We start from the raw sequence: 25,060 nt of genomic DNA on the forward strand, positions 1-25,060 counted from the left end.
AATCGGTTCAGCTCGGTGGGTCTGAAGGAATTGCGTCGACAGGTTTTGCGGCCGTTTCACGGCCGATCGCAGCCTGGTGGCAGCTCCCACAGATACCCGGCAATCGCCTGCCGACCGTGGGAGCTGGCGAAGCCTGCGATCGACTGCGCAGCAGTCGCAATCGGTTCAGCTCAGTGGGTCTGAAGGAATTGCGTCGTCAGGTTTTGCGGCCGTTTCACGGCCGATCGCAGCCTGGTGGCAGCTCCCACAGATACCCGGCAATCGCCTACCGACCGTGGGAGCTGGCGAAGCCTGCGATCGGCTGCGCAGCAGTCGCAATCGGTTCAGCTCGGTGGGTCTGAAGGAACTGTGTCGACAGGTTTTGCGGCCGTTTCACGGCCGATCGCAGCCTGGCGGCAGCTCCCACAGATACCCGGCAATCGCCTGCCGACCGTAGGAGCTGGCGCAGCCTGCGAACGACTGCGCAGCAGTCGCAATCGGTTCAGCTCGGTGGGTCTGAAGGAATTGCGTCGACAGGTTTTGCGGCCGTTTCACGGCCGATCGCAGCCTGGTGGCAGCTCCCACAGATACCCGGCAATCGCCTACCGACCGTAGGAGCTGGCGCAGCCTGCGATCGGCTGCGCAGCAGTCGCAATCGGTTCAGCTCGGTGGGTCTGAAGGAATTGCGTCGACAGGTTTTGCGGCCGTTTCACGGCCGATCGCAGCCTGGCGGCAGCTCCCACAGATACCCGGCAATCGCCTACCGACCGTAGGAGCTGGCGAAGCCTGCGATCGACTGCGCAGCAGTCGCAATCGGTTCAGCTCGGTGGGTCTGAAGGAATTGCGTCGACAGGTTTTGCGGCCGTTTCACGGCCGATCGCAGCCTGGCGGCAGCTCCCACAGATACCCGGCAATCGCCTACCGACCGTGGGAACTGGCGAAGCCTGCGATCGACTGCGCAGCAGTCGCAATCGGTTCAGCTCGGTGGGTCTGAAGGAATTGCGTCGTCAGGTTTTGCGGCCGTTTCACGGCCGATCGCAGCCTGGTGGCAGCTCCCACAGATACCCGGCAATCGCCTGCCGACCGTGGGAGCTGGCGAAGCCTGCGATCGACTGCGCAGCAGTCGCAATCGGTTCAGCTCGGTGGGTCTGAAGGAATTGCGTCGACAGGTTTTGCGGCCGTTTCACGGCCGATCGCAGCCTGGCGGCAGCTCCCACAGATACCCGGCAATCGCCTACCGACCGTGGGAGCTGGCGCAGCCTGCGATCGACTGCGCAGCAGTCGCAATCGGTTCAGCTCAGTGGGTCTGAAGGAATTGCGTCGTCAGGTTTTGCGGCCGTTTCACGGCTTATCGCAGCCTGGCGGCAGCTCCCACAGATACCCGGCAATCGCCTACCGACCGTGGGAGCTGGCGAAGCCTGCGATCGACTGCGCAGCAGTCGCAATCGGTTCAGCTCAGTGGGTCTGAAGGAATTGCGTCGTCAGGTTTTGCGGCCGTTTCACGGCCGATCGCAGCCTGGCGGCAGCTCCCACAGATACCCGGCAATCGCCTGCCGACCGTAGGAGCTGGCGAAGCCTGCGAACGACCGCAAAGCGGTCGCAACCATCGCCAGCGCCCGCAAGGGCCCGCCCTACAGGGCTACCTGCGCGACCTGCTGGTCGGCATGGTAGGACGAACGCACCAGCGGCCCGGACGCCACGTTCCGGAAGCCCATCGCCAGGGCCTGCTCGGCAAACCAGGCGAAGGTATCCGGATGGACGAAACGCTGCACCGGCAAATGACTGCGCGACGGTTGCAGGTACTGCCCCAGGGTCAGCATGTCGACCTGATGCTCGCGCATGCGCTGCATCACCTCGATCACCTCTTCATCGGTCTCGCCCAGGCCGAGCATCAGCCCGGACTTGGTCGGCACCCCCGGCACCCGTTTCTTGAAATTCTCCAGCAGATCCAGCGACCACTCGAAGTCCGACCCCGGCCGTGCCGCCTTGTACAGGCGCGGCACGGTTTCCAGGTTGTGGTTGAACACATCCGGCGGTTCCTGCTCGGTGATGGCCAGGGCCACGTCCATGCGCCCGCGGTAGTCCGGCACCAGGGTTTCCAGCTGGATGCCCGGCGACAGCTTGCGGATTTCCCGCAGGCAGTCGACGAAGTGCTGGGCACCGCCGTCGCGCAGGTCGTCGCGGTCCACCGAGGTGATGACCACGTACTTCAGGCGCAGGTCAGCGATGGCGATGGCCAGGTTCTTCGGCTCATCGACATCCAGCGGCTTGGGCCGGCCATGGCCGACATCGCAGAACGGGCAACGCCGGGTGCAGATGTCGCCCATGATCATGAAGGTCGCCGTGCCGCCGGAGAAGCACTCGCCCAGGTTCGGGCACGAGGCTTCTTCGCAGACGCTGTGCAGCTTGTGCTTGCGCAGCAATGCCTTGACCCGCGCCACCTCCGGTGAGGTAGGAATTTCCACGCGGATCCAGTCGGGTTTGCGTGGCACCTCCTCGGTGGGCAGGATCTTTACTGGAATGCGCGCCACCTTCTCGGCGCCGCGCAGTTTCACCCCGGCCTGCAGGGGCTGCGGGCGCGTGGCGACAGACTGGGTTTGGTTCATGCTCATACTCCGGCACTCACGTCTTCAGCCACGGTAATAACGTTGCGCCACGAACGGCGTGCGCACCACCTGCATCGGCACCAATTTGCCGCGCACCTGGGCGAAGACTTCGCTCTCCAGCGCCGCATGCTCGCTCTGCACATACCCCATCGCCAGCGGCCCGCCCAGGCTCGGACCGAAGCCACCACTGGTGACACGGCCGATCACCTGCTCCCGGGCATCGACGATCAGCGTCCCTTCACGTACCGGCACCCGCTCCTTGGGCAACAGGCCGACGCGCTTGCTGACCACGCCTTCGCGCTGCTGGGCAAAGATGCGTTCGGCACCGGGGAAGCCACCGGCACGCACGCCATCGGCACGCCGGGCCTTGGAAATCGCCCAGGTCAGGCTGGCCTCGATCGGCGTGGTGCGCGGCTCCATGTCATGGCCGTACAGGCACAATCCGGCTTCCAGGCGCAGCGAGTCGCGGGCGCCAAGGCCGATGGCCTCGACCTCGGACTCGGCCAGCAACGAGCGGGCGAGCATTTGCGCAGCCTCTACCGGCACCGAGATTTCATAGCCATCCTCACCGGTGTAGCCCGAACGGCTGACATAGCAGTCGACACCCAGCAAGCGCACACTGGCGAACTGCATGAAGGTCATGCTGGCGACCTGAGGCGCCAGGCGCGCCAGTACCTTGGCTGCCGCCGGCCCCTGCAGGGCCAGCAAGGCGCGGCTGTCGAACAGCGACTCGACCTCGCACTGCCCTTCCAGGTGCTGCTTGAGGTGGGTGAGGTCCTGGTCCTTGCAGGCGGCGTTGACCACCAGGAACAGCTCATCGTTGCCCAGGTTGGCGACCATCAGGTCGTCGAGGATGCCGCCGTCGTCGTTGGTGAACAGGGCATAGCGCTGCATGCCCACCGGCAGGTCGATGATGTCCACCGGCACCAGCGCTTCCAGGGCCTTGGCGGCACCGGCGCCGCGCAGGCGGATCTGGCCCATGTGCGAAACGTCGAACAGGCCGGCCTGATCACGGGTGTGCAGGTGTTCCTTGAGTACCCCCAGCGGGTACTGCACCGGCATGGCGTAACCGGCGAACGGCACCATGCGTGCCCCCAGTTCCAGGTGCAGGGCGTGCAGCGGCGTTTGTTGTAGTTGTTCTGTGGACATGGGTGACTCCTAGCATTCGATGATATTGACCGCCAGCCCGCCGCGGGCAGTCTCTTTGTATTTGCTTTTCATATCGGCGCCGGTCTGGCGCATGGTGCGGATCACCTTGTCGAGAGACACGAAGTGCTGCCCGTCGCCACGCAGGGCCATGCGCGCGGCGTTGATGGCCTTGACCGAGCCCATGGCGTTGCGCTCGATGCAGGGCACCTGGACCAGCCCGCCGATCGGATCGCAAGTCAGCCCGAGGTTGTGCTCCATGCCGATTTCAGCGGCGTTCTCCACTTGCTGCACGGTGCCGCCGAGCACTTCGCACAGGGCCCCGGCCGCCATCGAACAGGCCACCCCGACCTCGCCCTGGCAGCCGACTTCGGCGCCGGAGATCGAGGCGTTTTCCTTGTAGAGGATGCCGATCGCCGCGGCGGTGAGCAGAAAGCGCACCACCCCGTCTTCGTTGGCCCCCGGCACGAAGCGCGTGTAGTAATGCAGCACCGCCGGGATGATGCCGGCCGCGCCATTGGTCGGCGCGGTGACCACCCGACCGCCGCTGGCGTTCTCCTCGTTCACCGCCAGGGCGTAGAGGTTGACCCAGTCGAGCACCGAGAGGCTGTCGCGCAGGTTGGCTTCGGGGCTACCGCTCAACTGCCGGTGCAAGGCCGCGGCGCGGCGCTTGACCTTGAGCCCGCCGGGCATGATGCCTTCGGTGCGGCAACCGGCCGTGACGCAGTCCTGCATCACCTGCCAGATATGCAGCAAGCCCTGGCGCGTCGCTTGCGGGCTGCGCCAGGCGGTTTCGTTCTCGGCCATCAACTGGCTGATCGACAGCCCGTGCTGGGCACATTGCGCCAGCAGCTCACGGCCGGTCAGGAAGGGGAAGCGCAGCGGCGTGCGGTCCTCGACGATGCGGTCGACGCCGATCGCCGCCTCGTCCACCACGAAACCGCCGCCCACCGAGTAGTACTCGCGGCTGCACAGCTGCAGGCCGGCCGCGTCGAAGGCACGCAGAATCATGCCGTTGGGGTGGTAGGGCAAGGGTTTGCGGATCATCGCCAGGTGTTCTTTCTCGACGAAGCGAATGCGCTTCTCACCCAGCAGCGCCAGCGTCCCGCTCTGACGGATCATCCCCAGGCGGTCAGCGACCATCGAGGTCTCGACCGTATCCGGGTGCTCGCCTTCAAGCCCCAGCAGCACCGCCTTGTCGCTGCCGTGGCCCTTGCCGGTGGCGCCGAGCGAGCCGTACAGCTCGGCGCGCACGCTTTCCACCTGGGCCAGCAGGCCCTGGTCCCTGAGCCCTTCGACAAAGCGCGCCGCAGCGCGCATCGGCCCGACCGTGTGGGAGCTGGACGGGCCGATGCCCACCTTGAACAGATCAAAAACACTCAGCGACATACAAGCCTCCGCCATCGCACCCGGTGATCAGGCCGGGTAAACCGGGAACAGTTTGCACAGCTCGCCCACCTGCCGGGCCACCTGGGCCTCGACGTCGGCATCGCCGAGGTGATCGAGGATGTCGCAGATCCAGGTCGCCAGGGCACGGCATTCCGGTACCTGGAAGCCACGGGTGGTCACCGCCGGGGTACCGATGCGCAGGCCCGAAGTCACGAACGGCGACTGCGGATCGTTGGGCACCGCGTTCTTGTTCACGGTGATGTGCGCCCGGCCCAGGGCGGCGTCGGCGTCCTTGCCGGTGATGCCCTGGCGAATCAGGCTGACCAGGAACAGGTGGTTGTCGGTGCCACCGGAGACCACGTCATAGCCGCGCTGCTTGAAGATCTCGGCCATGGCCTGGGCGTTCTTGATGACCTGGTACTGGTAGTCCTTGAAGCCCGGCTCCAAAGCTTCCTTGAAGCACACCGCCTTGGCTGCGATCACGTGCATCAGCGGACCGCCCTGCCCGCCCGGGAACACCGCCGAGTTGAGCTTCTTCTCAAGCTCCGCATCGGCCTTGGCCAGGATCAGGCCGCCGCGCGGACCGCGCAGGGTCTTGTGGGTGGTGGTGGTGACCACATCGGCATAGGGCAGCGGGTTCGGGTACAGGCCAGCGGCAACCAGGCCGGCGACGTGGGCCATGTCGACGAACAGGTAGGCACCGACCTTGTCGGCGATCTGGCGAAAGCGCGGGAAGTCCAGGGTCTTGGAGTAAGCGGAGAAGCCGGCGACGATCATCTTCGGCTTGTGCTCCACGGCCAGGCGCTCGACTTCGTCGTAGTCGATCAGGCCGTTGGCGTCGATACCGTACTGCACGGCGTTGTACAGCTTGCCGGAAGAACTGACCTTGGCACCGTGGGTCAGGTGACCGCCGTGGGCCAGGCTCATGCCCAGGATGGTGTCGCCGGCCTGCAGCAGGGCCAGGTAGACCGCTGCGTTGGCCTGGGAGCCGGAGTGTGGCTGGACGTTGGCGTAGCCGGCGCCGAACAGTTGCTTGGCGCGGTCGATGGCCAGCTGCTCGACCACATCGACATGCTCGCAACCGCCGTAGTAGCGCTTGCCCGGGTAGCCTTCGGCGTACTTGTTGGTCAGCTCGGTGCCCTGGGCCTGCATCACTTGCGGGCTGGTGTAGTTTTCCGAGGCGATCAGCTCGATATGGTCTTCCTGGCGTTGCGCTTCGCGGCGGATAGCTTCGGCCAGCGCCGGGTCGAAATCGGACAGGGTCAGGCTTTTATGGAACATGGTGGTTTTCCTTGTTATTAGCGTTCAACCAAAGGGCAACTGTCTGTGGGAGCAATTGTCTCTGTGGGAGCGGGCTTGTCCCGCGATGGTGCGCAATCAGTTACATCGCATCGCGGGGCAAGCCCGCTCCTACAGGGTCAAGCGTCTTGGTAGATCGACATCGGCGGGCAGGCACAGGCCAGGTTGCGGTCGCCGTAGACGTTGTCCACGCGCCCCACCGGCGGCCAGTACTTGCTCTCGCGCAGCGCATCCAGCGGGTACACCGCCAGCTCCCGGCCATAACGATGCGGCCATTCGCCCACCAGCTCGGCGGCGGTATGCGGTGCGTTCTTCAGCGGGTTGTCGAGCTTGTCCAGGGTGCCGTCTTCCACCGCGCGGATTTCTTCGCGGATGCAGATCATGGCGTCGCAGAAGCGGTCCAGCTCTTCCTTGGACTCACTCTCGGTCGGCTCCACCATCAGCGTGCCGGCCACCGGGAACGACATGGTCGGGGCGTGGAAGCCAAAATCGATCAGGCGCTTGGCCACGTCCTCGACGCTGATGCCGCTGCTGTCCTTGAGCGGGCGCAGGTCGAGAATGCACTCGTGGGCAACCAGGCCGTTCTCGCCGGTGTAGAGCACCGGGTAGTGCTCCTCCAGGCGCCGGGCGATGTAGTTGGCGCTGAGGATCGCCAGCTGCGAGGCACGCTTGAGCCCTTCGCCGCCCATCATGCGGATGTACATCCAGGTGATCGGCAGGATGCTGGCGCTGCCATAGGGCGCTGCACAGACGGCACCCTGCTTGTTCTCCATGTGCCCGTGACCGGGCAGGAACGGCGCCAGGTGCGCCTTGACGCCGATCGGGCCGACGCCCGGACCGCCACCGCCGTGGGGGATGCAGAAGGTCTTGTGCAGGTTCAGGTGCGACACGTCGCCGCCGAACTTGCCCGGGGCACAGAGGCCGACCATGGCGTTCATGTTGGCGCCGTCCAGGTACACCTGGCCGCCGTGCTCATGAATGATGTCGCAGATGCGGGTGATGCCGTCCTCGAACACGCCATGGGTCGAGGGATAGGTGATCATCAGCGCGGCCAGTTGATCCTTGTGCTGCTCGGCCTTGCGCTGCAGGTCGTCGACATCGACGTTGCCACGCTCGTCGCAGTTGACCACCACCACACGCATGCCGGCCATCTGCGCCGTAGCCGGGTTGGTGCCGTGGGCCGACGACGGAATCAGGCACACATCGCGCCCGGCCTCGCCACGGCTGGCGTGGTAGGCACGGATGGCCAACAGGCCTGCGTACTCGCCCTGGGAGCCGGCGTTGGGCTGCAGGGACATGGCGTCATAGCCGGTGGCCGCGCAGAGCATCGCTTCCAGTTCGTCGGTCAGCTGGCGGTAGCCCAGCGACTGCTCGGCCGGGGCGAACGGGTGCAGGGCGCCGAACTCCGGCCAGGTGATCGGGATCATCTCGCTGGCGGCGTTGAGCTTCATGGTGCACGAGCCCAGGGCGATCATGGTGCGGTCCAGGGCCAGGTCCTTGTCGGCCAGGCGGCGCAGGTAGCGCATCAGCTCGGTTTCGCTGTGGTAGCGGTTGAATACCTGATGCTGCAGGAACGGCGTTTCGCGCAGCAACGGCAGTGGCAGGCGATCGGTGGTGTCGGCGGCCAGGGCGGTGAAGTCCGGCAGCGTCTGCCCTGGTGCGGCGAACACCTGCCACAGGGCCTCGACGCTGGCCTGTTCGCAGGTTTCATCCAGCGACAGGCCGACGCGCAGATCATCGATTACACGCAGGTTCAGGCGCGCGCCGTTGGCCGCGGCCAGCACCTGGGCCACAGGCTGTGCGGTCACCACGCTGACGGTGTCGAAGAAGTACTGCTGCTCGACCTGGTGCCCGAGCTGCTGCAGCCCCTGCACCAGGATCGCGGTCAGGCGGTGCACGCGCCGGGCGATCTGGGTCAGGCCCTGTGGGCCGTGGTAGACCGCGTACATGCTGGCGATGTTGGCCAGCAGTACCTGGGCGGTGCAGATGTTGCTGGTGGCCTTCTCGCGGCGGATATGCTGCTCGCGGGTCTGCATGGCCAGGCGCAGGGCCGGCTTGCCGAAGCGGTCGATGGACACCCCGACCAGGCGCCCGGGCATGTCGCGCTTGAACGCATCGCGGGTGGCGAAGTACGCCGCGTGCGGGCCGCCGAAGCCCAGGGGGACGCCGAAGCGCTGGGCGCTGCCGAGCACCACGTCGGCACCGAACTCACCCGGTGGGGTCAGCAGGGTCAGGGCCAGCAGGTCGGCGGACACCGCCACCAGGGCGCCAGCGGCATGGGCGCGCTCGACCAGGGCGCGGTGGTCGCCGATGGCGCCGGTGCTGGCCGGGTATTGCAGCAGCAGGCCGAAGTAGGCGTCCAGGCTCTGGTCTTCCAGCGCCGCTTCATCACCGATGACCACTTCAATGCCCAGCGGCCGGGCGCGAGTAAGCAATACGTCGAGGGTTTGCGGGTGGCAATGGCGGGAGGCGAAAAATGCCGGTGCCTTGTTCTTCGCCAGGCGCTTGCAGAAGGTCATGGCCTCGGCTGCGGCGGTGGCTTCATCGAGCAGCGAGGCGTTGGCGATTTCCATGCCGGTCAGGTCGCTGACCAGGGTCTGGAAGTTCAGCAGCGCCTCCAGGCGACCCTGGGAAATCTCCGGCTGGTACGGCGTGTAGGCGGTGTACCAGGCCGGGTTCTCCAGCAGGTTGCGCAGGATCGGCGTCGGCGTGTGGCACGGGTAGTAGCCCTGGCCGATGTGGTTGGCAAACAGCTGGTTCTGCGCGGCAATGGCCTTGAGTGCGGCCAGGGCTTCGGTCTCGCCCTGCCCTTTGCTCAGTTCGAGCACGCTGGTGCCCTTGATGCTGGCGGGGATGACGCTGTCGATCAGGGCGTCGAGCGAGTCATGCCCGGTCAGCGCCAGCATGGCGTCGATATCGCCCTCGCGCGGGCCGATATGACGGGCGATGAACTCGTTGTCGGTGCCCAGCGGAATGGATGCGTTAGTCATGGCGGCACCCTGGCTCAGGCGTTTTCGGCCAGGAAGCGGTCATAGCCGTCCTGGTCCATCAGGGTATCGAGGTCGGCCGGGTTGCTGACCTGGATACGGAAGAACCAGCCGTCCTGCATGGGCGAGGCGTTGACCAGCTCGGGGTCGTCGGCCAGGGCCTGGTTCACCGCCACCACGGTGCCGTTCAGCGGCATGCTGATGTTGCTGGCGGCCTTGACCGATTCCAGCACGGCGACTTCATGGCCCTCCCCGTACTCGCCCGGCTCCGGCAGCTGCACGAACACCACGTCACCCAGGGCCTCCTGGGCGTAGGTGGTGATGCCGACGGTCAGCTCGCCAGTCGCTTCCAGACGCAGCCATTCGTGTTCGGGAGTAAAACGCAGCGTGCTCATGGATCTTCCTCTCTTGTTATCAGTGGGGTCCCGATGCAGGACTGATTGATACCAGAGCAAGGGTGATGCCAACTTGTTAAAAGCCTTGTATTTCAAGGCCTTGCACTGAAAAACCGGTAAATCTCAAGCCTTTGCGCTGGAGCGAAATCGCTCCGCTGCGTGAACCCGCTTGCCACCACTTACAGGAAAGGCCAATGAACCCGCGCCCCACGCCCGACTGGAGCGTATTCACTCCAGTGGAGCGTATTCGAACCAGGCCGACTACGAGACCCGGCTGGCAATGCCGTACTTGCGCAGGCGCTGGCCGATGGCCGTGTGCGAAGTCTGCAGGCGCACGGCCAGTTGCCGGGTCGAGGGATAGGTCGCGTACATCTTCTCCAGCAGGGACTTCTCGAAATTCTGCACCGCCGCTTCCAGGCTGATGACCTCCTGGGCGTCGGGCTGCTGGCTGTTCAAGGCGGTGCCGGCCAGTTCCAGGTCGTCGCAGTCGATCACCTCCCCTTCGCTGATGGCGGCGGCGCGGAAGATCACGTTCTGCAACTGGCGCACGTTGCCTGCCCAGCGATTGCCCAGCAGCAGCGGATGGGTGGCCAGGGCCAGCCGGCAGGGCGAGCGCTGGATCTGCGTGCAGGCCTGGTGCAGGAAGTGCTCAGCCAGCAGCAGGATGTCCTTGCCGCGCTCGCGCAGCGGCGGCACCTTGAGGTTGAGCACGTTGAGGCGGTAGTAGAGGTCTTCGCGAAAACTGCCTTCGACCACCATGCTTTCCAGGTCGCGGTGGGTGGCGCAGACCACCCGTACATTGACCCGCACCTCGCCGGCGCCCCCCACCCGGCGAAAGCTGCCGTCGTTGAGAAAGCGCAGCAACTTGGCTTGCAGGTAAGGCGACATCTCGCCCACTTCATCGAGGAACACCGTACCGCCGTCGCCCAGTTCCAGCAGCCCCGGTTTGCCGCCGCGCTGGGCGCCGGTGAAGGCTCCGGCGGCGTAGCCGAACAGCTCGCTCTCGGCCAGGCTCTCGGGCAGCGCCGCGCAGTTGAGCGCCAGGAACGACGCATCGCGCCGGGCACTGAGCGCATGGCAGGCGCGGGCCACCAGTTCCTTGCCGGTACCGGTTTCGCCCTGGATCAACAGCGGCGCCTCCAGGCTCGCCACTTTGTGCAGGCGCACCTTGAGCTCCTTGAGCGCCGTCGATTCACCCAGCAGCGCCTGCAGGCCCTCGGTGTGGTCATGCAGCAACGACGCCAGGCGCTCGCCGATGCGGCTGGGCGGATAGAGGGTCAGCAGGCCACCGACCAGGGCGTCGGCCCCGCCGCTGATGGGCGTGGCCTCCAGCAACAAGGCCTGGCCCTGGAAGCCCACCTCGCACATGGGCAGGCGAAAGCCCTTGTCGATCAGGGTCTGAGCCAGGTCCGGCTCGGCGAACAACCGGGACAAAGGCTCACCGGCAGGCTCCCGGCCCACCAGGCTGACCAGGGTGGGGTTGGCCAGCAGCACATGGCCGCAGGGGTCCACCGCCAGCACCGGGTCGCTCATCGCCGCCAGCAGCGCCTCCAGTTGCAGGCGCCGGCGATGACCGGGCAGGAAGTCGACCAGCTCCACCGCCTGCACGCCGACCACCCGCAGCAAGGCATGGTGGAGCTCGTTCAATACGACCTGCGACAGCGCCGGGGCGTCGATGTAGACGTTGGGCGGAATCATCTCCACCGCGTCGAGGTTGAGGTTGCGCGCCCCCAGCAGTGCCAGGATCTCCTGGGTGATGCCGACGCGGTCAATGAAGGTGACGTGGATGCGCATCGTGGACTCCTGCTTGGCAAACGACAACAGGGGGCCGGCGCACCCTGCGCCGTCCCCCTGGGTAAAACGTGAACGTGGCGATCAATCCGCGTCGAAGGACAACTGCACGCCCTCCTGTTTTTTCTGGCGGATGGAACGGTAGGACAAGCCCAGCACGGCGAACCACACCGGTACGAACAACAGCGCCTGGCGGGTGTCTTGTTCCAGCGCCAGCAAGGCGAGCATGGCCACGAAGAAGGCAAGGCAAGCCCAGCTCATGAAGATGCCGCCCGGCATCCGGTATTTCGAGGCGCGGTGCAGGTGGGCACGCTGCTTGCGATAGGCCAGGTAGGACAGCAGGATCATCGACCAGACGCACATGAACAGGATCGCCGACACCGTGGTGATCAGGGTGAAGGCATCGAGCATGTTCGGCACCAGGTAAATGACCAGCGCCCCGGCCGACAGGCAGACACAAGAGAAGATCAAGCCATTGGAAGGTACTGCGCGGCTGGACAGTGCCTTGAATTTGCCGGGTGCATCACCATCCACCGCCAGGCCATACAGCATGCGGCTGGTTGAAAACACGCCGCTGTTGGCAGACGACGCCGCCGAGGTGAGGACCACGAAGTTGATGATCCCGGCCGCGGCCGGCAGGCCTGCCAGAACGAACAGTTCGACGAAGGGGCTCTTGTTGGCGACCACATCGCGCCAGGGGGTCACGGCCATGATGGCGACCAGGGCGAACACGTAGAACACGATAATGCGCAGCGGAATCGAGTTGATCGCCCGCGGCAGGTTGCGTTCAGGGTTCTTGGTTTCAGCGGCGGTGGTGCCCACCAGCTCGATCCCGGCAAAGGCAAAGATCGCGATCTGGAAGCCGGCGAAGAAGCCCATGGCGCCATGGGGGAACATTCCGCCGTCGTTCCACAGGTTGGAAAGCGCCGCGACGTTGCCGGTCGGCGACTGATAAGCCGAAACCACCATGTACAGCCCGGTGCAGACCAGGGCGCAAATGGCCACGATCTTGATCATGGCGAACCAGAACTCCAGTTCGCCGAACATCTTCACCGTCATCAGGTTGAGCGACAGCAGCAGGCCCACGCAACTGAGTGCCGGCAACCATTGTGGAATATCCGGGAACCAGAACTGTGAGTAGGCGGAGATGGCAATAACGTCGGCAATGCCGGTGACGATCCAGCAGAACCAGTAGGTCCAGCCGGTGAAGAAACCTGCCCAGGGGCCGAGCAGGTCGGCGGAGAAATCGATAAAGGATTTGTACTTGAGGTTGGATAACAGCAACTCGCCCATCGCCCGCATGACGAAGAACAGCATGAAGCCGATGATCATGTAGACGAAGATGATGGACGGCCCAGCCAGGCTGATGGTCTTGCCGGAACCCATGAACAGGCCGGTGCCGATGGCACCGCCGATGGCGATCAACTGGATGTGGCGGTTGGATAGATTGCGCTTGAGTTCGTGCTCTTCACTATCGGGCGGACAGTGACCGAGGGGCGAATTTTTCATTCTATTTACCTTGCTAGTTTAATTGTTTTTATAACGTCACAAGTTCAAACACCTGAACCGAACACACCACGTGCTTATCCGGCCGGACGCAAGGGAAATAGCAAGGCCTGTGCCAAGCGCTGAAGACCGCTGAAATCGCGGTTTTGTCGAGCGTTATGGGGTTTTGGCTGTAATGAAGTCACTCCAGAAAATAGGGTTAATCCGGTCGCTCATACGTAGGAAAGCGTCGTAATCCGTGCCCTCGGGCCACCTGTATCGATATCGCTCCAATGGAACGCATTCTTTCCTGTGGGAGCGGGCTTGCCCCGCGATTGCGTTCTGTCAGCCAGATCGCATCGCGGGGCAAGCCCGCTCCCACCGGATGTCAAACGCGGCCCCGTGGGAGCTGGCGTAGCCTGCGATGAGGCCAGTGTGAATCCATCGCAGGCTTCGCCAGCTCCCACAGTTGCCAGTTGCCAGTCGTCAGGCGCGGACCTTGCGCAGCGGTTCGCGGCTACGCTGTTGTTCTTCCCAGCCACCCACCAGGCCGACCGGTACATCGGCCGGTGCCAGTGGCTGACGCCCGCGCACCAGGTCCGCCGCACGCTCGGCGAGCATGATGGTCGGTGCATTGAGGTTGCCGTTGGGCTCGCTCGGGAACACCGAGGAGTCGATCACCCGCAGCCCCTGCACACCACGCACACGCAGCGAGGAGTCGACCACCGCCATGTCGTCCTCGCCCATCCGGCAGGAACCGCAGGGGTGCATGGTGCTTTCCATGTTGGCGCGCACGAAGGCGTCGATCTGCTCGTCGGTCTGCACCTGCGGCCCCGGCGCCAGTTCTTCGCCACGGAAGCGGTCCATGGCCGGCTGGGCGATGATTTCCCGGGTCAGGCGCACGCAGCGGCGGAAGCCCTCGCGGTCTTCTTCGGTCTCCAGGTAGTTGAAGCGGATTTCCGGATGCTGGTACGGGTCGGCCGACAGCGCCCGCACATGGCCACGGCTGGTGGGCTTGTTCGGCCCGGTGAGCACCATGAAGCCGTGGCCCTTGAACGGTTTGTCACCGTCGTAGCGCATGGCCGCCGGCAGGAAGTGGAACTGGATGTCCGGCCAGCGCAGCCCCTTGGACGAGCGAATGAAGCCACCGGCCTCGAAGTGGTTGCTGGCGCCCAGGCCATCCTTGAACAGCAGCCAGCGCAGGCCGATCATCGCCTTGCCCAGCAGGCTCATCTTGCCGTTGAGCGTCACCGGCTCCTTGCAGGCGTACTGGATGTAGATTTCCGAGTGGTCCTGCAGGTTCTCGCCAACACCCGGCAGGTTGTGACGCACCTCGATGCCGGCCTTTTTCAGCACCGCCTCCGGGCCGATGCCCGATCGCTGCAGCAGGTGCGGCGAGCCGATCGGGCCGGACGACACCAGCACTTCGCGGTTGCAGTAGACCTTGTGGGTCTGGCCACCCTCGTCGTACTCCACGCCCACCGCGCGCTTGCCATCGAGCAGGATGCGCCGGGTCATGGCATGGGTGATGACCGTGAGGTTCGGGCGGGTCATGGCCGGGCGCAGGTAGGCATTGGCGGTGGACCAGCGCACGCCGTCCTTGACCGTCATGTGCATGGCGCCGAAGCCTTCCTGCATGTAGCCGTTGCAGTCGTCGGTCTTGATGTAGCCGGCCTCGGCACCGGCCTCCACCCAGGCGCCGTACAGCGGGTTCTGCATGTTGTTGCCGTTGTTGGTCGACAGCGGCCCAGCGCCACCGCGGTAGTCATCGCCGCCGAACTTGTAGTTTTCGGCGCGCTTGAAGTACGGCAGGCAGTTGCGATAGCTCCAGTCCTTGGCGCCCAGGCTTTCCCATTCGTCGAAGTCGCAGGCATGGCCGCGGATGTAGACCAGGCCGTTGATCGAGGACGAACCGCCGAGCACCTTGCCCCGTGGGCAGTGCAGGCGCCGGCCGTCCAGGTGCGGCTCGGCCACGGTCTCGTAGCGCCAGTTGTACTTCTTGGTGTTCATCGGCAGGGAGAACGCGCTGGGCATCTGGATCAGCACGCTGCGATCGCTGCCGCCGAATTCCAGGACCAGCACCGAGGTACCGGCGTCTTCGCTCAGGCGGTTGGCCAGGACGCAGCCGGCAGAGCCTGCGCCGATGATGATGTAGTCGTATCGTTTGTTGTTCATTGTTCTAGTCCTGTACTCGAAGGCCGGCGGCCTCGATGTTGCGTTCATTGCCCTTTGGGTAGCCGCCCCAGCCCAGGCGCGCCGCCAGCAGTCGGGTCAGGCCGTAGTGCACCAGCCCGGCCAGCAGGCAGGACGGCAGCGAGGCGGTGGCGAAGGTGAAGAAGTCGGTGTGGGCCAGGGTCTGCGGGTTGAACACCACCACGTAGATCGCGAAACCCGCCACCAGCGCCACCAGCGCGATGGGGTTGAAGCCCTTGCAAAAGCGCAGCGGCGAGCCGTGCTGTTCGGCATACAGGTGGCGCAGGTTCAGGCGCTGCTTGCGCAGGAAGAAGTAATCGGCGATGCCGATACCGGCCAGGGCGCTGTTCAGTGCGGAGGTCCACACCAGGAAGATGAAGAAGCCATCGTAGATACCCGGGAGGAACACCACGATGACCACCGGGATGATGCAGAACAGCCCGATCAATACCCCCCAGCCCATGCTGCGCATACGCTCCCCGGCCAGCTGGCGCAGGCCGATCACCGCGGTGTAGAGGATGTTGACCATGCCGGTGAGGTTGGCCAGCGCCAGGAAGCTCAGGGCAATCACGCCGAACGCCATGCCTCCGGCCAGGCGCATCCAGGCGGTAGGGTCGCTGCTGCCCAGGGTGGTGGCGGCGAACAGGCTGACCGACTCGCCCAGCGACGCGGCTGCGAAGATGCCCACCAGGTTCGGCCAGAAGGCCGTGCGCTGGTTGCTGCACAGGCGCGACAGGTTGCCGATGTAGGGCCACCAGGAGAAACCCGCGGCGATGTTGATCTCCACCGCGACCATGAAGTTGACATGGGGGTTCTCGAACGGTGGCTGCAGTGGCGGCATGGCCAGCAGCTCGGCGAAGCTGTAGCGCTGGGAAATGAAGTACATCAGCGCCAGCATGATCAGGATCAGGCTGGGTGCGATCACCGCGCTCAGGCGGCTCATCAGCTCGGGTCCGCGCATGGCCACCAGCGCTGCCAGGACGATGGCCAGCAAGGCGCCGGCGGTTACCATCCAGCCGTCGCCGTCGGGCTGGGTCTGCTGTACCAGGGTTTCCAGGTTGTCCAGTGCCCGTCCGCACATCAGCCCCAGCACCGCCAGCCAGCCCATGGTCAACACCACTACGGAGAGGATGTAGACCAGGCGGCTGCCATTGATACCGAACATGCTGCGCAGGAAGGTGAACTGCTCGACACCGTACTTGCCGCATGGCAGGCAGGCGGACGAGGCGGCGAGGATCACGCCGATGATGTTGCCGATGACGATCGCGGCGATCCCTTGCAAGGGCCCGACGAACAGCGCGGTGGCGCCGCCGATCAGGAACACCCAGGTGGCCACTGCCAGCGCCGTGTTGGCGTAGGCGTAGCCCCAGAAGCCCCAGACCCGCTCACCCGGCAACAGGGGGGTATCGCCACGCTCGGCGCCGAGGCGAAACTCCTGCTCTCTGGACCCGCTCATGGCTGGCCTCCGAGAAAGTAAGCGCCGGCCACCATCACCAGCGTCAGCAGGGTCAGCGCGACAAAGTCAGCCGCGCTCAACGCGCCCGGCCAGTCCGCCCTCTTCTCCAGTTCTTCATAGGCGCGCAGGCGCCTTTCCAGGTCTTGCGCTCGCTCGACATCCACTTGGCTGTTCATGGGCATCACCTCGATGGGTTCTTGTTCTTGTAGATACGATGCTTCCAATGAGCCGGCGCCGCTCACCAACGGTCAGCGACACCGGTCAACCCTGTACCTCAGGGCAAGGTGATCCAGACCGCCTTGGTCTCCAGCAAAAACTCCAGTTGTTCGGCGCCCATGTCCTTGCCGTAGCCCGATTGCTTGTAGCCACCGAACGGCATGGACGGATCCAGGGTGCTGTGGGCGTTGACGTAGACGGTACCGGCGCGCAGGCGCGGAATCAGGCCGTGGACCTTGCCCAGGTCGTTGGAGTAGATCGCCGCCGCCAGGCCGAACTCCGAATCGTTGGCCCACGCCAGGGCCTGCTCCTGGGTATCGAAAGGCGCGGTGACCAGCACCGGGCCGAAGATTTCCTCGCGCACCACACGCATGTCGTTGTTGCAGTTGGCGAAAATCGTCGGCTGGACGAAGAAGCCCGGGCCTTCGACCGGCTCGCCGCCGTAGTACACCTGCGCCCCTTCGGCCTTGCCCAGGGCGATGTACTCCAGCACCCGCTGCTGTTGCTGGCGCGACACCATGGGGCTGATGAAGCAGTCCGGATCCAGGCCCGGGGCGATCTTCAGGGTCGCGGTGTACTTGGCCAGCGCCTCCAGGAACTGCGGATAGACGCTGCGCTCGACATAGGCACGGGTACCGGCATCGCAGACCTGCCCGGAGTTGAAGAACACACCGTTGGCGACCGCCTCGGCCGCCGCCTCGATGTCGGCATCGGCGAACACGATCACCGGCGACTTGCCGCCCAGCTCCAGGGTCAGGCGCTTCATCTGGTCCATCGCTACCTTGCCCACCGAAGTGCCCACTGGCGTGGAGCCGGTGAAGCTCAGCTTGTCGATGCCCGGGTGGCTGGACATCGCTTCGCCCACCACGCTGCCGCGGCCGGTGACGATGTTCAGCACGCCGTCAGGAATACCCGACTCCTGTACCAGCTCGGCAAAACGCAGGGCCGACAGCGAGGTCAGCTCCGCCGGCTTGACCACCACGGTGCAGCCGGTGGCCAGTGCAGCACCCAGCTTCCAGGCCATGGTCTGCAGCGGGAAGTTCCAGGGCACAATGGCCCCCACCACGCCCACCGCTTCCTTGCGGGTATAGGCCAGGTAGTTGCCCGGCAGCGAAGGCTCGACGGTGCGGCCGTGGATCTTGCTGGCCCAGCCGGCGAAATAGCGCAGGGTATCGACCGTGCCCTGGATATCCACGGCGCGGGCCTGGGCCACCGACTTGCCCATGTCGATGGACTCGATCTGGGCCAGTTCGTCGGCGTTGGCTTCGATCAGGTCGGCCAGGCGATGGATCAGGCGCTCGCGCTCCAGGGGCTTGAGCTGGCTCCAGGGGCCGCCGTCGAACTGCGCACGGGCGGCTTGTACTGCACGGTCCAGGTCTTCGCGGGTGCCCATCGGGATGCGCGTCAGCACACCCTCGGTGGAAGGCTCGATGACCTCGGCACTGACGCCGTCGCTGGCCTCAAGCCAGGCCCCGCCGATGAACATGCGCTGGGGCTTGGAGAGAAAACGCTGGGTCGCTTCGGAGACGCCGAAGGCCTGCAGGTAGGCTTTTACCTTGTTGTCCACTGTGGAGTCTCCGGATCAGCGGGCCTGGGCGCGCGCGTGGAAGATGAAGCCGATGCTGTTCATCAGCAGCTGCGCGGCGAGGATCGAGGTGACGCCCGCCGGGTCGTAGGCCGGGGCCACTTCCACCAGGTCCATGCCGACGATCCGGCCCTTGCTGCGGCGGGCCAGCGCCTGGATGATTTCCAGCACTTCGTAGTACTGGAAGCCGCCATGGCTCGGGGTACCGGTGCCCGGGGCGATGGACGGGTCGAAGCCGTCGATGTCGATGGTGATGTAGTAGTCGCGGCCTTCGGGGATCTTCGCCAGCACGCCTTCGCAACCCAGGCGGCGCACGTCGCGCACCGAGAGGATCTGCGAGCCGGCGTCGCGGGCGGCGTCGTAGTCGTCGCGGTTGGAGGACGACACGTTGCGGATGCCCAGCTGGGTCATGCCGACGATGTGGTCCAGCTCCGAGGCGCGGCGCAGCGGGCTGCCGTGGCCGTAGCGCACGCCATGGCGCTCGTCGACGAAGTCCAGGTGGGCGTCGAAATGCACGATGTGGATCGGATCGTGCCCTTCGAAGGCCTTGATCACCGGGGCGTGGATCGAATGGTCACCGCCCAGTACCACCGGCATGGCGCCTGCGGCGAGGATCTGGCGCACGGCCGATTCGATGTTGGCGTTGCTGGTGGCCATGTCGGTGTGGACGATATCGGCATCGCCGACGTCGACCATGCGCAGCTGGTCTTCGGTCAGGTAGGTGGCGTCATCTTCGAAGTCGTAGGCGCCGGAGTGGCCGAAGGAGAACAGGGTCGATGCCTCGCGGATGCCGCGCGGTCCGAAACGTGCGCCGGAACGCCATTGGGTGCCCATGTCGTTGGGGGCGCCGAGGATCGCCACGTCGGCATCGATGGCCGCCCAGTCGGTGCAGATGGGCGATTTGGCGAAGGTGCAATGACCTACGAAAGGCAGGTTCAGGCGGCCGGATTCATAACCGTGCTTAGCCATGTTCGAGTTTCTCCACTTATTGTTCTGGTCAGGAGACGGGGCGACTGCTCGACCACCGTTGCAGCCACTATGGCGGCAGCCCGGACAGGGAAAAATGCGCAAGTGCAGATGCATACATCGCCGGATCCGAAGTATCCGCTTGAGTGTCAGCCGTTGACGAAGATCCGCCAGTGCCGCTGATGACATTTCCCAACCTCAGGCATTGCAGTGATCACACGCCCATGATTAGCTTGGGAAAAAAAACAATGCCCGGACGTTCATATCAGCGTGCACGATGTGACGCCCGGCCGGGAGGCTACGGTGATCCAGCTCCACGATGTCGACCTGAAGCTGCTCAGGGTCTTCACCACCATCGTCAAGTGCGGTGGCTTTTCTGCGGCGCAGGCCGCGCTCAATGCCGGCCAGTCGACCATCAGCGAACAGATGACACACCTGGAGACCCGCCTGGGGGTCAAGCTCTGCCAGCGGGGGCGCAGCGGTTTTCGCCTCACAGAACAGGGCGTGGCGATCCATGAAGCCACCCTGCGCCTGCTCAGTGCCGTGGAGAGTTTCTGCATGGATGCCGACGTGCTCAAGCAGCACATCAGCGGCAAGCTCAACCTCGGCATCATCGACTCCACCCTGACCGATTCCGCCTCGCCGCTGCCGCGCACCACCCAGCGCTTTGTCTCGCGCGGGCACGACGCCCACCTGCATATCTACATCGGCGCCCCGGCGGAGCTGGAAGAGCGGGTGCTCGACGGTCGCCTGCACCTGGCCATCGGCCACTTTCCCCTGCATGTGCCGGGGCTGTCGTACCTGCCGCTCTACAACGAGGCCCTGGGGCTCTACTGTGGCCGCCGCCATCCGCTGTACGCGAGCAAGTCGGCGAACGGTCGCCTGCTCGAAGAGGTCCGCGACTGCCATATCGTCGTGCGCGGCTATATGCACCAGTTCGACCTGGAGCAACTGGGTATCACCAAGGCCGCTGCAACCGTGGAGAACATCGAGGCGGCGGCGATCCTGATCATTTCCGGCGCCTACATCGGCTTTTTGCCGGTGCACTTCGCCGAGCAATGGGTCAAGACCGGCGACATGCGGCGCCTGGGCGCCAGCACCCTGGACCTGACCTCGCCCTTCGATGTCATCACCCGCCGCGGGGTATCGCCGCCGCCGATCCTGCAGGCCTTTCTCGAAGACCTGCACGCCTGCACGCACCAGCCGGTACTCGTCTGAGCCAGCCCGGCACGTGCAGGCTTGCCCTCAGCGACGGCTGATGACCACTTCCAGGTATTCGCTGGGCACCACCAGCGACGACGGGCCCGCCACGTTGTGGTCGTTCAGCAGTTGGGTGAGGTCTCGTTCCAGCGCGCTGGCGGCTTCACCATCGAGCGCGGCAAAGGCCTTGTGCACCGGGCCGTACCAGGTCCTGAACACCTCGATGAAATGCGCCGCCGAGCGATAGCGGAAATTGAAATGCTGGCGGCTGACCTTCATCGGTCCGCGGATGTCGGCGAACAGTTGCTGCAACTGCTCTTCATCGCCCCAGCGCGAGGGCGGCAACGCGCCGGCAGGTGGCGGCACATGCCGGCCCAGGGTCTTGAACATCTGCCCGATGAAACCTTGCGGCGTCCAGTTCGCCATGCCAATGCGCCCGCCCGAGCGGCAGACCCGGCCCAGTTCCCGGGCCGATTGCGCGTGATCGGGGGCGAACATCACGCCGAAGGTCGAGACCACCGCGTCGAAGGCGCCATCGGCAAACGGCAAGGCTTCGACGTCGGCGGTCTGGAACACCACGCTCAGGCGTTCGGCCCGGGCGCGCTCTTCACCGCGTTTCAACAATTCGGGCACGTAGTCCGTTGAGGTGACCTGACAACCGCGCCGTGCGGCGGCCAGGGTGACATTGCCGTTGCCGGCGGCCACATCCAGGACCTTTTCATCCCAGCGCAAGTCACAGGCCTCGGCCAGGCGCTCGCCGACCAGCTGCAAGGTCGTGCCGATCACCGCGTAGTCGCCGCTGGCCCAGGCTGCCTGCTGGCGAGCCTTCAACGCGTTCAAATCCAGGGGTGTGCTCATCGTCTGCACCTGATGTGTCCGCGTGACCGTCCCCTCCCGACGATCGACGCGCCTTTGAATGGATTGGAGTGTTCAGCAGCGACCAGCTAAACGCTAACCCTGCCGACCGGCAAGGGCTGCGGTTGGCGGGGCAAGATCAGTTCGATACATACCTATAGCCCTGGCGCATAAGTCGTGCCCTTGTAGGAGCGGGCTTGCCCCGCGATTGCGGTCGGTCAGCCACATCGCATCGCGGGGCAAGCCCGCTCCTACAGGCTGCTATCGTGTTGGTGCATCCCAGCGCCAGGAGAAACCCATGCCCCTCGTACGTATCGATATCAGAAAACATCCCGACCCCACCCACATCAACAAGCTCGGCCAGGTCGTCTATGCCTGCCTGAAACAGGCGATCAACGTCCCCGACCACGACAACTTCCAGGTCCTGACCGAACATGCCGACGACCGCCTGGTGAACGACCGCCAGTACCTGAGCATCGAACGCACGGACAGGCAGGTATTCATCCAGATCACCATCAGCGAAGGGCGCACCCTCGAGCAGAAGAAGCTGCTCTTCCAGCTGATTGCCGAAGGGCTGCACAAGGAGGTCGGCGTGCGGCGGGAAGACGTGTTCATCAACCTGGTCGAGGTGAAAAAGGAGAACTGGTCGTTCGGCAACGGGGTTGCCCAGTACACGCTGTGAGCGGCAGGCCGGCGGCCCCTCGACCACCGGTCGCCCACCCGCTTGACGATAAAATACCAATCGGTATATTTTCTTCCCATGGACAAAGCACAGCGTACCCGCCAACTGATCGTCGAAAAGACCGCACCGCTCTTCAACACCAAGGGCTATGCCGGGACGTCACTGGCCGACATGACCGAAGCCACGGGCCTGACCAAGGGCAGTGTCTACGGCAATTTCGCCAACAAGGAGGCGGTGGCGCTGGCGGCGTTCGATTACAACTGGCAGCAAGCGCAAACCACGGTCCGGGCGATCATGGCGCGCGAGCCAAGCAACAAGGCCAGGCTGCTGGCCCTGGCCGCCACCTACCGCGACCTGCCGCCAGGTTTCCCCGAAGGGGGTTGCCCGCTGCTCAATACCGCCATCGAGGCCGACGACACCCACCCGGCGCTGCGTGACAAGGCCATGGCGGCCTTCGCCAGCTGGAAGCAGCAACTGGTGACGGTGATCGAAGCCGGCATCGAGGCCGGGGAGTTTCGCCGCGAGGTGGATGCCGAGCAGACGGCCGTTACCCTGATCGCCCTGATCGAAGGGGCCATCATGATTTCCCGGCTCACCGGGCAACGCAAGCACAGCAGTGGCGTCATGCTGACGCTGGAGAAAACCGTTCACGACCTGTCGTGAATTTTTTTGGGTGGAAATATACCGATCGGTATAAACCTTCGAGGTAACGTGAAATGAGCATCCAACTGAAACGCAAGATCGCCTTCGCGCTGTCGATGGGGGTTGTGACCACCGGGATCATCTCCTTCTCCCTGCTGGCCTTGAACCTGGGCTTTACCAAGGATTTCGCCCTGGTCTGGCTGCGCTCCTGGGGCCTTGCCTACCTGATCGTGATCCCGGCCATCCTGCTGATCGGCCCGCGCCTGCAAGCGCAGGTGGACCGTCTGATTCAATGAGCCAGGCACCTGGACCTCGCAACCGGACTATGCTCTGTGATGCGAGGTGACCCCGATGAAACCGCCCGTCGATACAGCCCTGCCCGCCCTCTCCCGCCGCACCTTGCTGCTCGGTGGCGCGGCAAGCGCCGGGCTGTCGGTACTGCCCGGTGCATTGCGGGCCGCCGTGCCGGCCAGTTCCGCTGCCGCGCAGGGTGACCCGGGCGAGTCGATACGTTCGTTCCAGGCCAACGTGCCCAAGGTGGCGCTGGATGACCTTGCCCTGCGCCTGGCCGCCACCCGCTGGCCAGATGCCCAGACCGCCAGCGGCCAGGGCGTCGAACTGGATCGCCTGCAAGCCCTGGTGCGCTATTGGGAACAGGACTATGACTGGCGCAGTGCCGAGGCGCGGCTCAACGCCTGGCCGCAGTTCGTGACCCGCATCGACGGCCTGGATATTCATTTCATCCATGTGCGCTCGCCCCACGCCAATGCCTTGCCGCTGATCATGACCCACGGCTGGCCGGGCTCGGTGTTCGAGTTGCTGGCTACCATCGGCCCCTTGACCGACCCGGTCGCCCACGGTGGACAGGCCGAAGAGGCATTCGACCTGGTCCTGCCGTCACTGCCCGGCTTCGGCTTTTCGCAAAAGCCGGCCGAGGCCGGCTGGAACCCCGAGCGCATTGCCAGGGCCTGGGGCACGCTGATGAAACGACTCGGCTACCAGCGCTACGTGGCCCAGGGTGGCGACTGGGGTGCGATCATCTGCGACAGCCTTGGCCGCCAGGCCCCTGCCGGCCTGCTGGGCATCCACGTCAATCGCATCGAACGGGCCACCACCCTGCCCCCTGAACTGGCCAGGGCCCTGAAAAATGGCGACCCGCCACCGGACAACCTGAGCGGCGAAGAACGTGAGGTGTTCGACCAGGCCCGGGATTTCCTGAACAAGGGCTTCGGCTACGCCGCGATCATGCAGACGCGGCCACAGACCCTGGGCTACGGCCTGGCGGACTCGCCGGTGGGCCTGGCCGCCTGGCTCTACGACAAGCAGGCCGACTGGGTCTTCAGCCGCGGCGACCCGGAGCGGGCCCTGGGTCGCGAGGCGATGCTGGACAACATCACCCTCTACTGGCTGACCAACACCGGCACCTCCAGTGCCCGCATCTACTGGGAAACCAGCACGGCCATGGCAAAGCCCGAGCCGGTGAAGGTGCCGGTGGCCGTGACCATCTTCCCCGGCGAAGTCTACCGCCCACCACGCCAGTGGCTGACCCGGGCCTACCCCAACCTCGTCTACTACAACCGGGTCGACAAGGGCGGCCACTTCGCTGCCTGGGAAGAGCCGGCGTTGTTCTGCAGCGAAATGCGCGCAGCGTTTCGCGGGCTGCGTGGATCGATCATTGTTTGACGGCCGCTTCGATCGTGGCGATGTCGATCTTGGTCATACCCATCATGGCATCGAACGCACGCTTGGCGGCCGCCCGGTCAGGGTGAGTGAAGGCGGCCGTCAACGCCCGCGGGGTGATCTGCCACGACAGACCCCACTTGTCCTTGCACCAGCCACAGGCGCTTTCCTGGCCACCATTGCCGACGATCGCGTTCCACAAGCGATCGGTTTCTTCCTGGTCGTCGGTCGCCACCTGGAACGAGAACGCCTCGCTGTGCTTGAACATCGGCCCGCCGTTGAGTCCCAGGCACGGGATGCCCATCACCGTGAATTCGACGGTCAGGACGTCGCCCTGCTTGCCCGACGGGAAGTCACCGGGGGCGCGATGTACGGCTTTCACCGCGCTGTCCGGGAAGGTTTGGGCGTAGAAGGTCGCGGCGTCCTCAGCGGTGCCGTCGAACCAGAGACAGATAGTGTTTTTGCTGATCATGCTGATTCTCCACACATTGGTTTGCAGACCACCGCG

The 25,060-nt window shown here is 64.9% G+C and carries 20 protein-coding genes; 5 read left to right on the forward strand and 15 right to left on the reverse strand.

The features are described from left to right. Window positions 1-1,610: 1,610 nt before the first annotated feature. The 13 genes from lipA to speB all read right to left on the reverse strand — a co-directional run bounded on the left by lipA (window position 1,611) and on the right by speB (window position 19,496). Window positions 1,611-2,585 (reverse strand): lipoyl synthase, encoded by a 975-nt coding sequence (lipA, locus tag M2D63_RS21770; RefSeq protein ID WP_285865096.1) that lies wholly within the window; start codon window positions 2,583-2,585, stop codon window positions 1,611-1,613. Between the two features lie 24 nt (window positions 2,586-2,609). Continuing rightward, window positions 2,610-3,734 (reverse strand): glycine cleavage system aminomethyltransferase GcvT, encoded by a 1,125-nt coding sequence (gene gcvT / locus M2D63_RS21775; RefSeq protein WP_285865097.1) that lies wholly within the window; start codon window positions 3,732-3,734, stop codon window positions 2,610-2,612. A 9-nt stretch (window positions 3,735-3,743) separates the two neighbouring features. Next, entirely contained in the window at window positions 3,744-5,120 is a 1,377-nt protein-coding gene (locus M2D63_RS21780) for an L-serine ammonia-lyase (RefSeq protein ID WP_285865098.1), read from the reverse strand. A 27-nt stretch (window positions 5,121-5,147) separates the two neighbouring features. Further along, window positions 5,148-6,401 carry a serine hydroxymethyltransferase gene (glyA, locus tag M2D63_RS21785; protein ID WP_285865099.1) on the reverse strand — a complete coding sequence of 418 codons (1,254 nt, stop codon included), beginning with the start codon at window positions 6,399-6,401 and terminating at the stop codon, window positions 5,148-5,150. 137 nt (window positions 6,402-6,538) lie between these two features. Then, entirely contained in the window at window positions 6,539-9,409 is a 2,871-nt protein-coding gene (gcvP, locus tag M2D63_RS21790; protein ID WP_285865100.1) for an aminomethyl-transferring glycine dehydrogenase, read from the reverse strand. Window positions 9,410-9,423: 14 nt separating this feature from the next. Then, complete coding sequence (gcvH, locus tag M2D63_RS21795; protein WP_285865101.1) at window positions 9,424-9,801, reverse strand: glycine cleavage system protein GcvH; 378 nt, start codon at window positions 9,799-9,801, stop codon at window positions 9,424-9,426. Window positions 9,802-10,062: 261 nt separating this feature from the next. Next, window positions 10,063-11,595 (reverse strand): sigma-54-dependent transcriptional regulator, encoded by a 1,533-nt coding sequence (locus M2D63_RS21800; RefSeq protein ID WP_285865102.1) that lies wholly within the window; start codon window positions 11,593-11,595, stop codon window positions 10,063-10,065. Window positions 11,596-11,676: 81 nt separating this feature from the next. After that, entirely contained in the window at window positions 11,677-13,101 is a 1,425-nt protein-coding gene (gene cycA, locus M2D63_RS21805; RefSeq protein ID WP_285865103.1) for a D-serine/D-alanine/glycine transporter, read from the reverse strand. A gap of 462 nt (window positions 13,102-13,563) precedes the next feature. Continuing rightward, on the reverse strand, window positions 13,564-15,252 hold the full coding sequence (betA, locus tag M2D63_RS21810) for a choline dehydrogenase (RefSeq protein WP_285865104.1): 1,689 nt from the start codon (window positions 15,250-15,252) through the stop codon (window positions 13,564-13,566). A 4-nt stretch (window positions 15,253-15,256) separates the two neighbouring features. Then, entirely contained in the window at window positions 15,257-16,726 is a 1,470-nt protein-coding gene (locus M2D63_RS21815) for a cytosine permease (RefSeq protein WP_285865105.1), read from the reverse strand. Continuing rightward, a complete protein-coding gene (locus M2D63_RS21820; protein WP_285865106.1) occupies window positions 16,723-16,902 on the reverse strand; it encodes a hypothetical protein in 180 nt (59 codons plus the stop codon). The genes M2D63_RS21815 and M2D63_RS21820 overlap by 4 nt, the downstream gene beginning before the upstream one ends. A 98-nt stretch (window positions 16,903-17,000) precedes the next feature. Continuing rightward, window positions 17,001-18,509 (reverse strand): aldehyde dehydrogenase, encoded by a 1,509-nt coding sequence (locus M2D63_RS21825; RefSeq protein ID WP_285865107.1) that lies wholly within the window; start codon window positions 18,507-18,509, stop codon window positions 17,001-17,003. 15 nt (window positions 18,510-18,524) lie between these two features. Next, window positions 18,525-19,496 (reverse strand): agmatinase, encoded by a 972-nt coding sequence (speB, locus tag M2D63_RS21830; RefSeq protein WP_285865108.1) that lies wholly within the window; start codon window positions 19,494-19,496, stop codon window positions 18,525-18,527. 300 nt (window positions 19,497-19,796) lie between these two features. On the opposite strand from speB, the gene M2D63_RS21835 reads away from it, so the two are divergent. After that, window positions 19,797-20,711: a LysR family transcriptional regulator gene (locus tag M2D63_RS21835; protein WP_285865109.1), complete on the forward strand. Its 915-nt coding sequence runs from the start codon at window positions 19,797-19,799 to the stop codon at window positions 20,709-20,711. A gap of 27 nt (window positions 20,712-20,738) precedes the next feature. On the opposite strand, the gene M2D63_RS21840 is transcribed toward M2D63_RS21835, so the two are convergent. Then, the gene (locus tag M2D63_RS21840; protein WP_285865110.1) at window positions 20,739-21,551 is read right to left on the reverse strand and encodes a class I SAM-dependent methyltransferase; all 813 of its coding nucleotides are present in this window, start codon (window positions 21,549-21,551) and stop codon (window positions 20,739-20,741) included. A gap of 295 nt (window positions 21,552-21,846) precedes the next feature. Between M2D63_RS21840 and M2D63_RS21845 the strand changes: the two genes are divergently transcribed. The 4 genes from M2D63_RS21845 (at window position 21,847) to M2D63_RS21860 (ending at window position 24,555) form a co-directional block, all read left to right on the forward strand. Continuing rightward, window positions 21,847-22,230: a tautomerase family protein gene (locus M2D63_RS21845; protein WP_285865111.1), complete on the forward strand. Its 384-nt coding sequence runs from the start codon at window positions 21,847-21,849 to the stop codon at window positions 22,228-22,230. Window positions 22,231-22,308: 78 nt separating this feature from the next. Further along, the gene (locus M2D63_RS21850) at window positions 22,309-22,893 is read left to right on the forward strand and encodes a TetR/AcrR family transcriptional regulator (protein ID WP_285865112.1); all 585 of its coding nucleotides are present in this window, start codon (window positions 22,309-22,311) and stop codon (window positions 22,891-22,893) included. Window positions 22,894-22,946: 53 nt separating this feature from the next. Then, window positions 22,947-23,168, forward strand: a complete 222-nt coding sequence (locus M2D63_RS21855; RefSeq protein ID WP_285865113.1) for a DUF2798 domain-containing protein — start codon at window positions 22,947-22,949, stop codon at window positions 23,166-23,168. A 55-nt stretch (window positions 23,169-23,223) separates the two neighbouring features. Then, window positions 23,224-24,555 (forward strand): epoxide hydrolase family protein, encoded by a 1,332-nt coding sequence (locus M2D63_RS21860; protein ID WP_285865114.1) that lies wholly within the window; start codon window positions 23,224-23,226, stop codon window positions 24,553-24,555. Here the strand turns inward: M2D63_RS21860 and M2D63_RS21865 are convergent. Further along, the gene (locus M2D63_RS21865) at window positions 24,545-25,024 is read right to left on the reverse strand and encodes a VOC family protein (protein ID WP_285865115.1); all 480 of its coding nucleotides are present in this window, start codon (window positions 25,022-25,024) and stop codon (window positions 24,545-24,547) included. The two genes, M2D63_RS21860 and M2D63_RS21865, sit on opposite strands and share 11 nt — an antisense overlap. Window positions 25,025-25,060 lie beyond the last annotated feature (36 nt).

It is taken from the genome of Pseudomonas sp. BJa5, assembly GCF_030272875.2.
In the GTDB taxonomy this organism is placed as follows: Bacteria; Pseudomonadota; Gammaproteobacteria; order Pseudomonadales; family Pseudomonadaceae; genus Aquipseudomonas.

Coding starts and splice junctions, on each gene's coding strand:
- lipA (WP_285865096.1), bottom strand. CDS start 2,585: ATGAACCAAACCCAGTCTGTCGCCACGCGCCCGCAGCCCCTGCAGGCC.
- gcvT (WP_285865097.1), bottom strand. CDS start 3,734: ATGTCCACAGAACAACTACAACAAACGCCGCTGCACGCCCTGCACCTG.
- M2D63_RS21780 (WP_285865098.1), bottom strand. CDS start 5,120: ATGTCGCTGAGTGTTTTTGATCTGTTCAAGGTGGGCATCGGCCCGTCC.
- glyA (WP_285865099.1), bottom strand. CDS start 6,401: ATGTTCCATAAAAGCCTGACCCTGTCCGATTTCGACCCGGCGCTGGCC.
- gcvP (WP_285865100.1), bottom strand. CDS start 9,409: ATGACTAACGCATCCATTCCGCTGGGCACCGACAACGAGTTCATCGCC.
- gcvH (WP_285865101.1), bottom strand. CDS start 9,801: ATGAGCACGCTGCGTTTTACTCCCGAACACGAATGGCTGCGTCTGGAA.
- M2D63_RS21800 (WP_285865102.1), bottom strand. CDS start 11,595: ATGCGCATCCACGTCACCTTCATTGACCGCGTCGGCATCACCCAGGAG.
- cycA (WP_285865103.1), bottom strand. CDS start 13,101: ATGAAAAATTCGCCCCTCGGTCACTGTCCGCCCGATAGTGAAGAGCAC.
- betA (WP_285865104.1), bottom strand. CDS start 15,252: ATGAACAACAAACGATACGACTACATCATCATCGGCGCAGGCTCTGCC.
- M2D63_RS21815 (WP_285865105.1), bottom strand. CDS start 16,726: ATGAGCGGGTCCAGAGAGCAGGAGTTTCGCCTCGGCGCCGAGCGTGGC.
- M2D63_RS21820 (WP_285865106.1), bottom strand. CDS start 16,902: ATGAACAGCCAAGTGGATGTCGAGCGAGCGCAAGACCTGGAAAGGCGC.
- speB (WP_285865108.1), bottom strand. CDS start 19,496: ATGGCTAAGCACGGTTATGAATCCGGCCGCCTGAACCTGCCTTTCGTA.
- M2D63_RS21840 (WP_285865110.1), bottom strand. CDS start 21,551: ATGAGCACACCCCTGGATTTGAACGCGTTGAAGGCTCGCCAGCAGGCA.
- M2D63_RS21845 (WP_285865111.1), top strand. CDS start 21,847: ATGCCCCTCGTACGTATCGATATCAGAAAACATCCCGACCCCACCCAC.
- M2D63_RS21850 (WP_285865112.1), top strand. CDS start 22,309: ATGGACAAAGCACAGCGTACCCGCCAACTGATCGTCGAAAAGACCGCA.
- M2D63_RS21855 (WP_285865113.1), top strand. CDS start 22,947: ATGAGCATCCAACTGAAACGCAAGATCGCCTTCGCGCTGTCGATGGGG.
- M2D63_RS21860 (WP_285865114.1), top strand. CDS start 23,224: ATGAAACCGCCCGTCGATACAGCCCTGCCCGCCCTCTCCCGCCGCACC.
- M2D63_RS21865 (WP_285865115.1), bottom strand. CDS start 25,024: ATGATCAGCAAAAACACTATCTGTCTCTGGTTCGACGGCACCGCTGAG.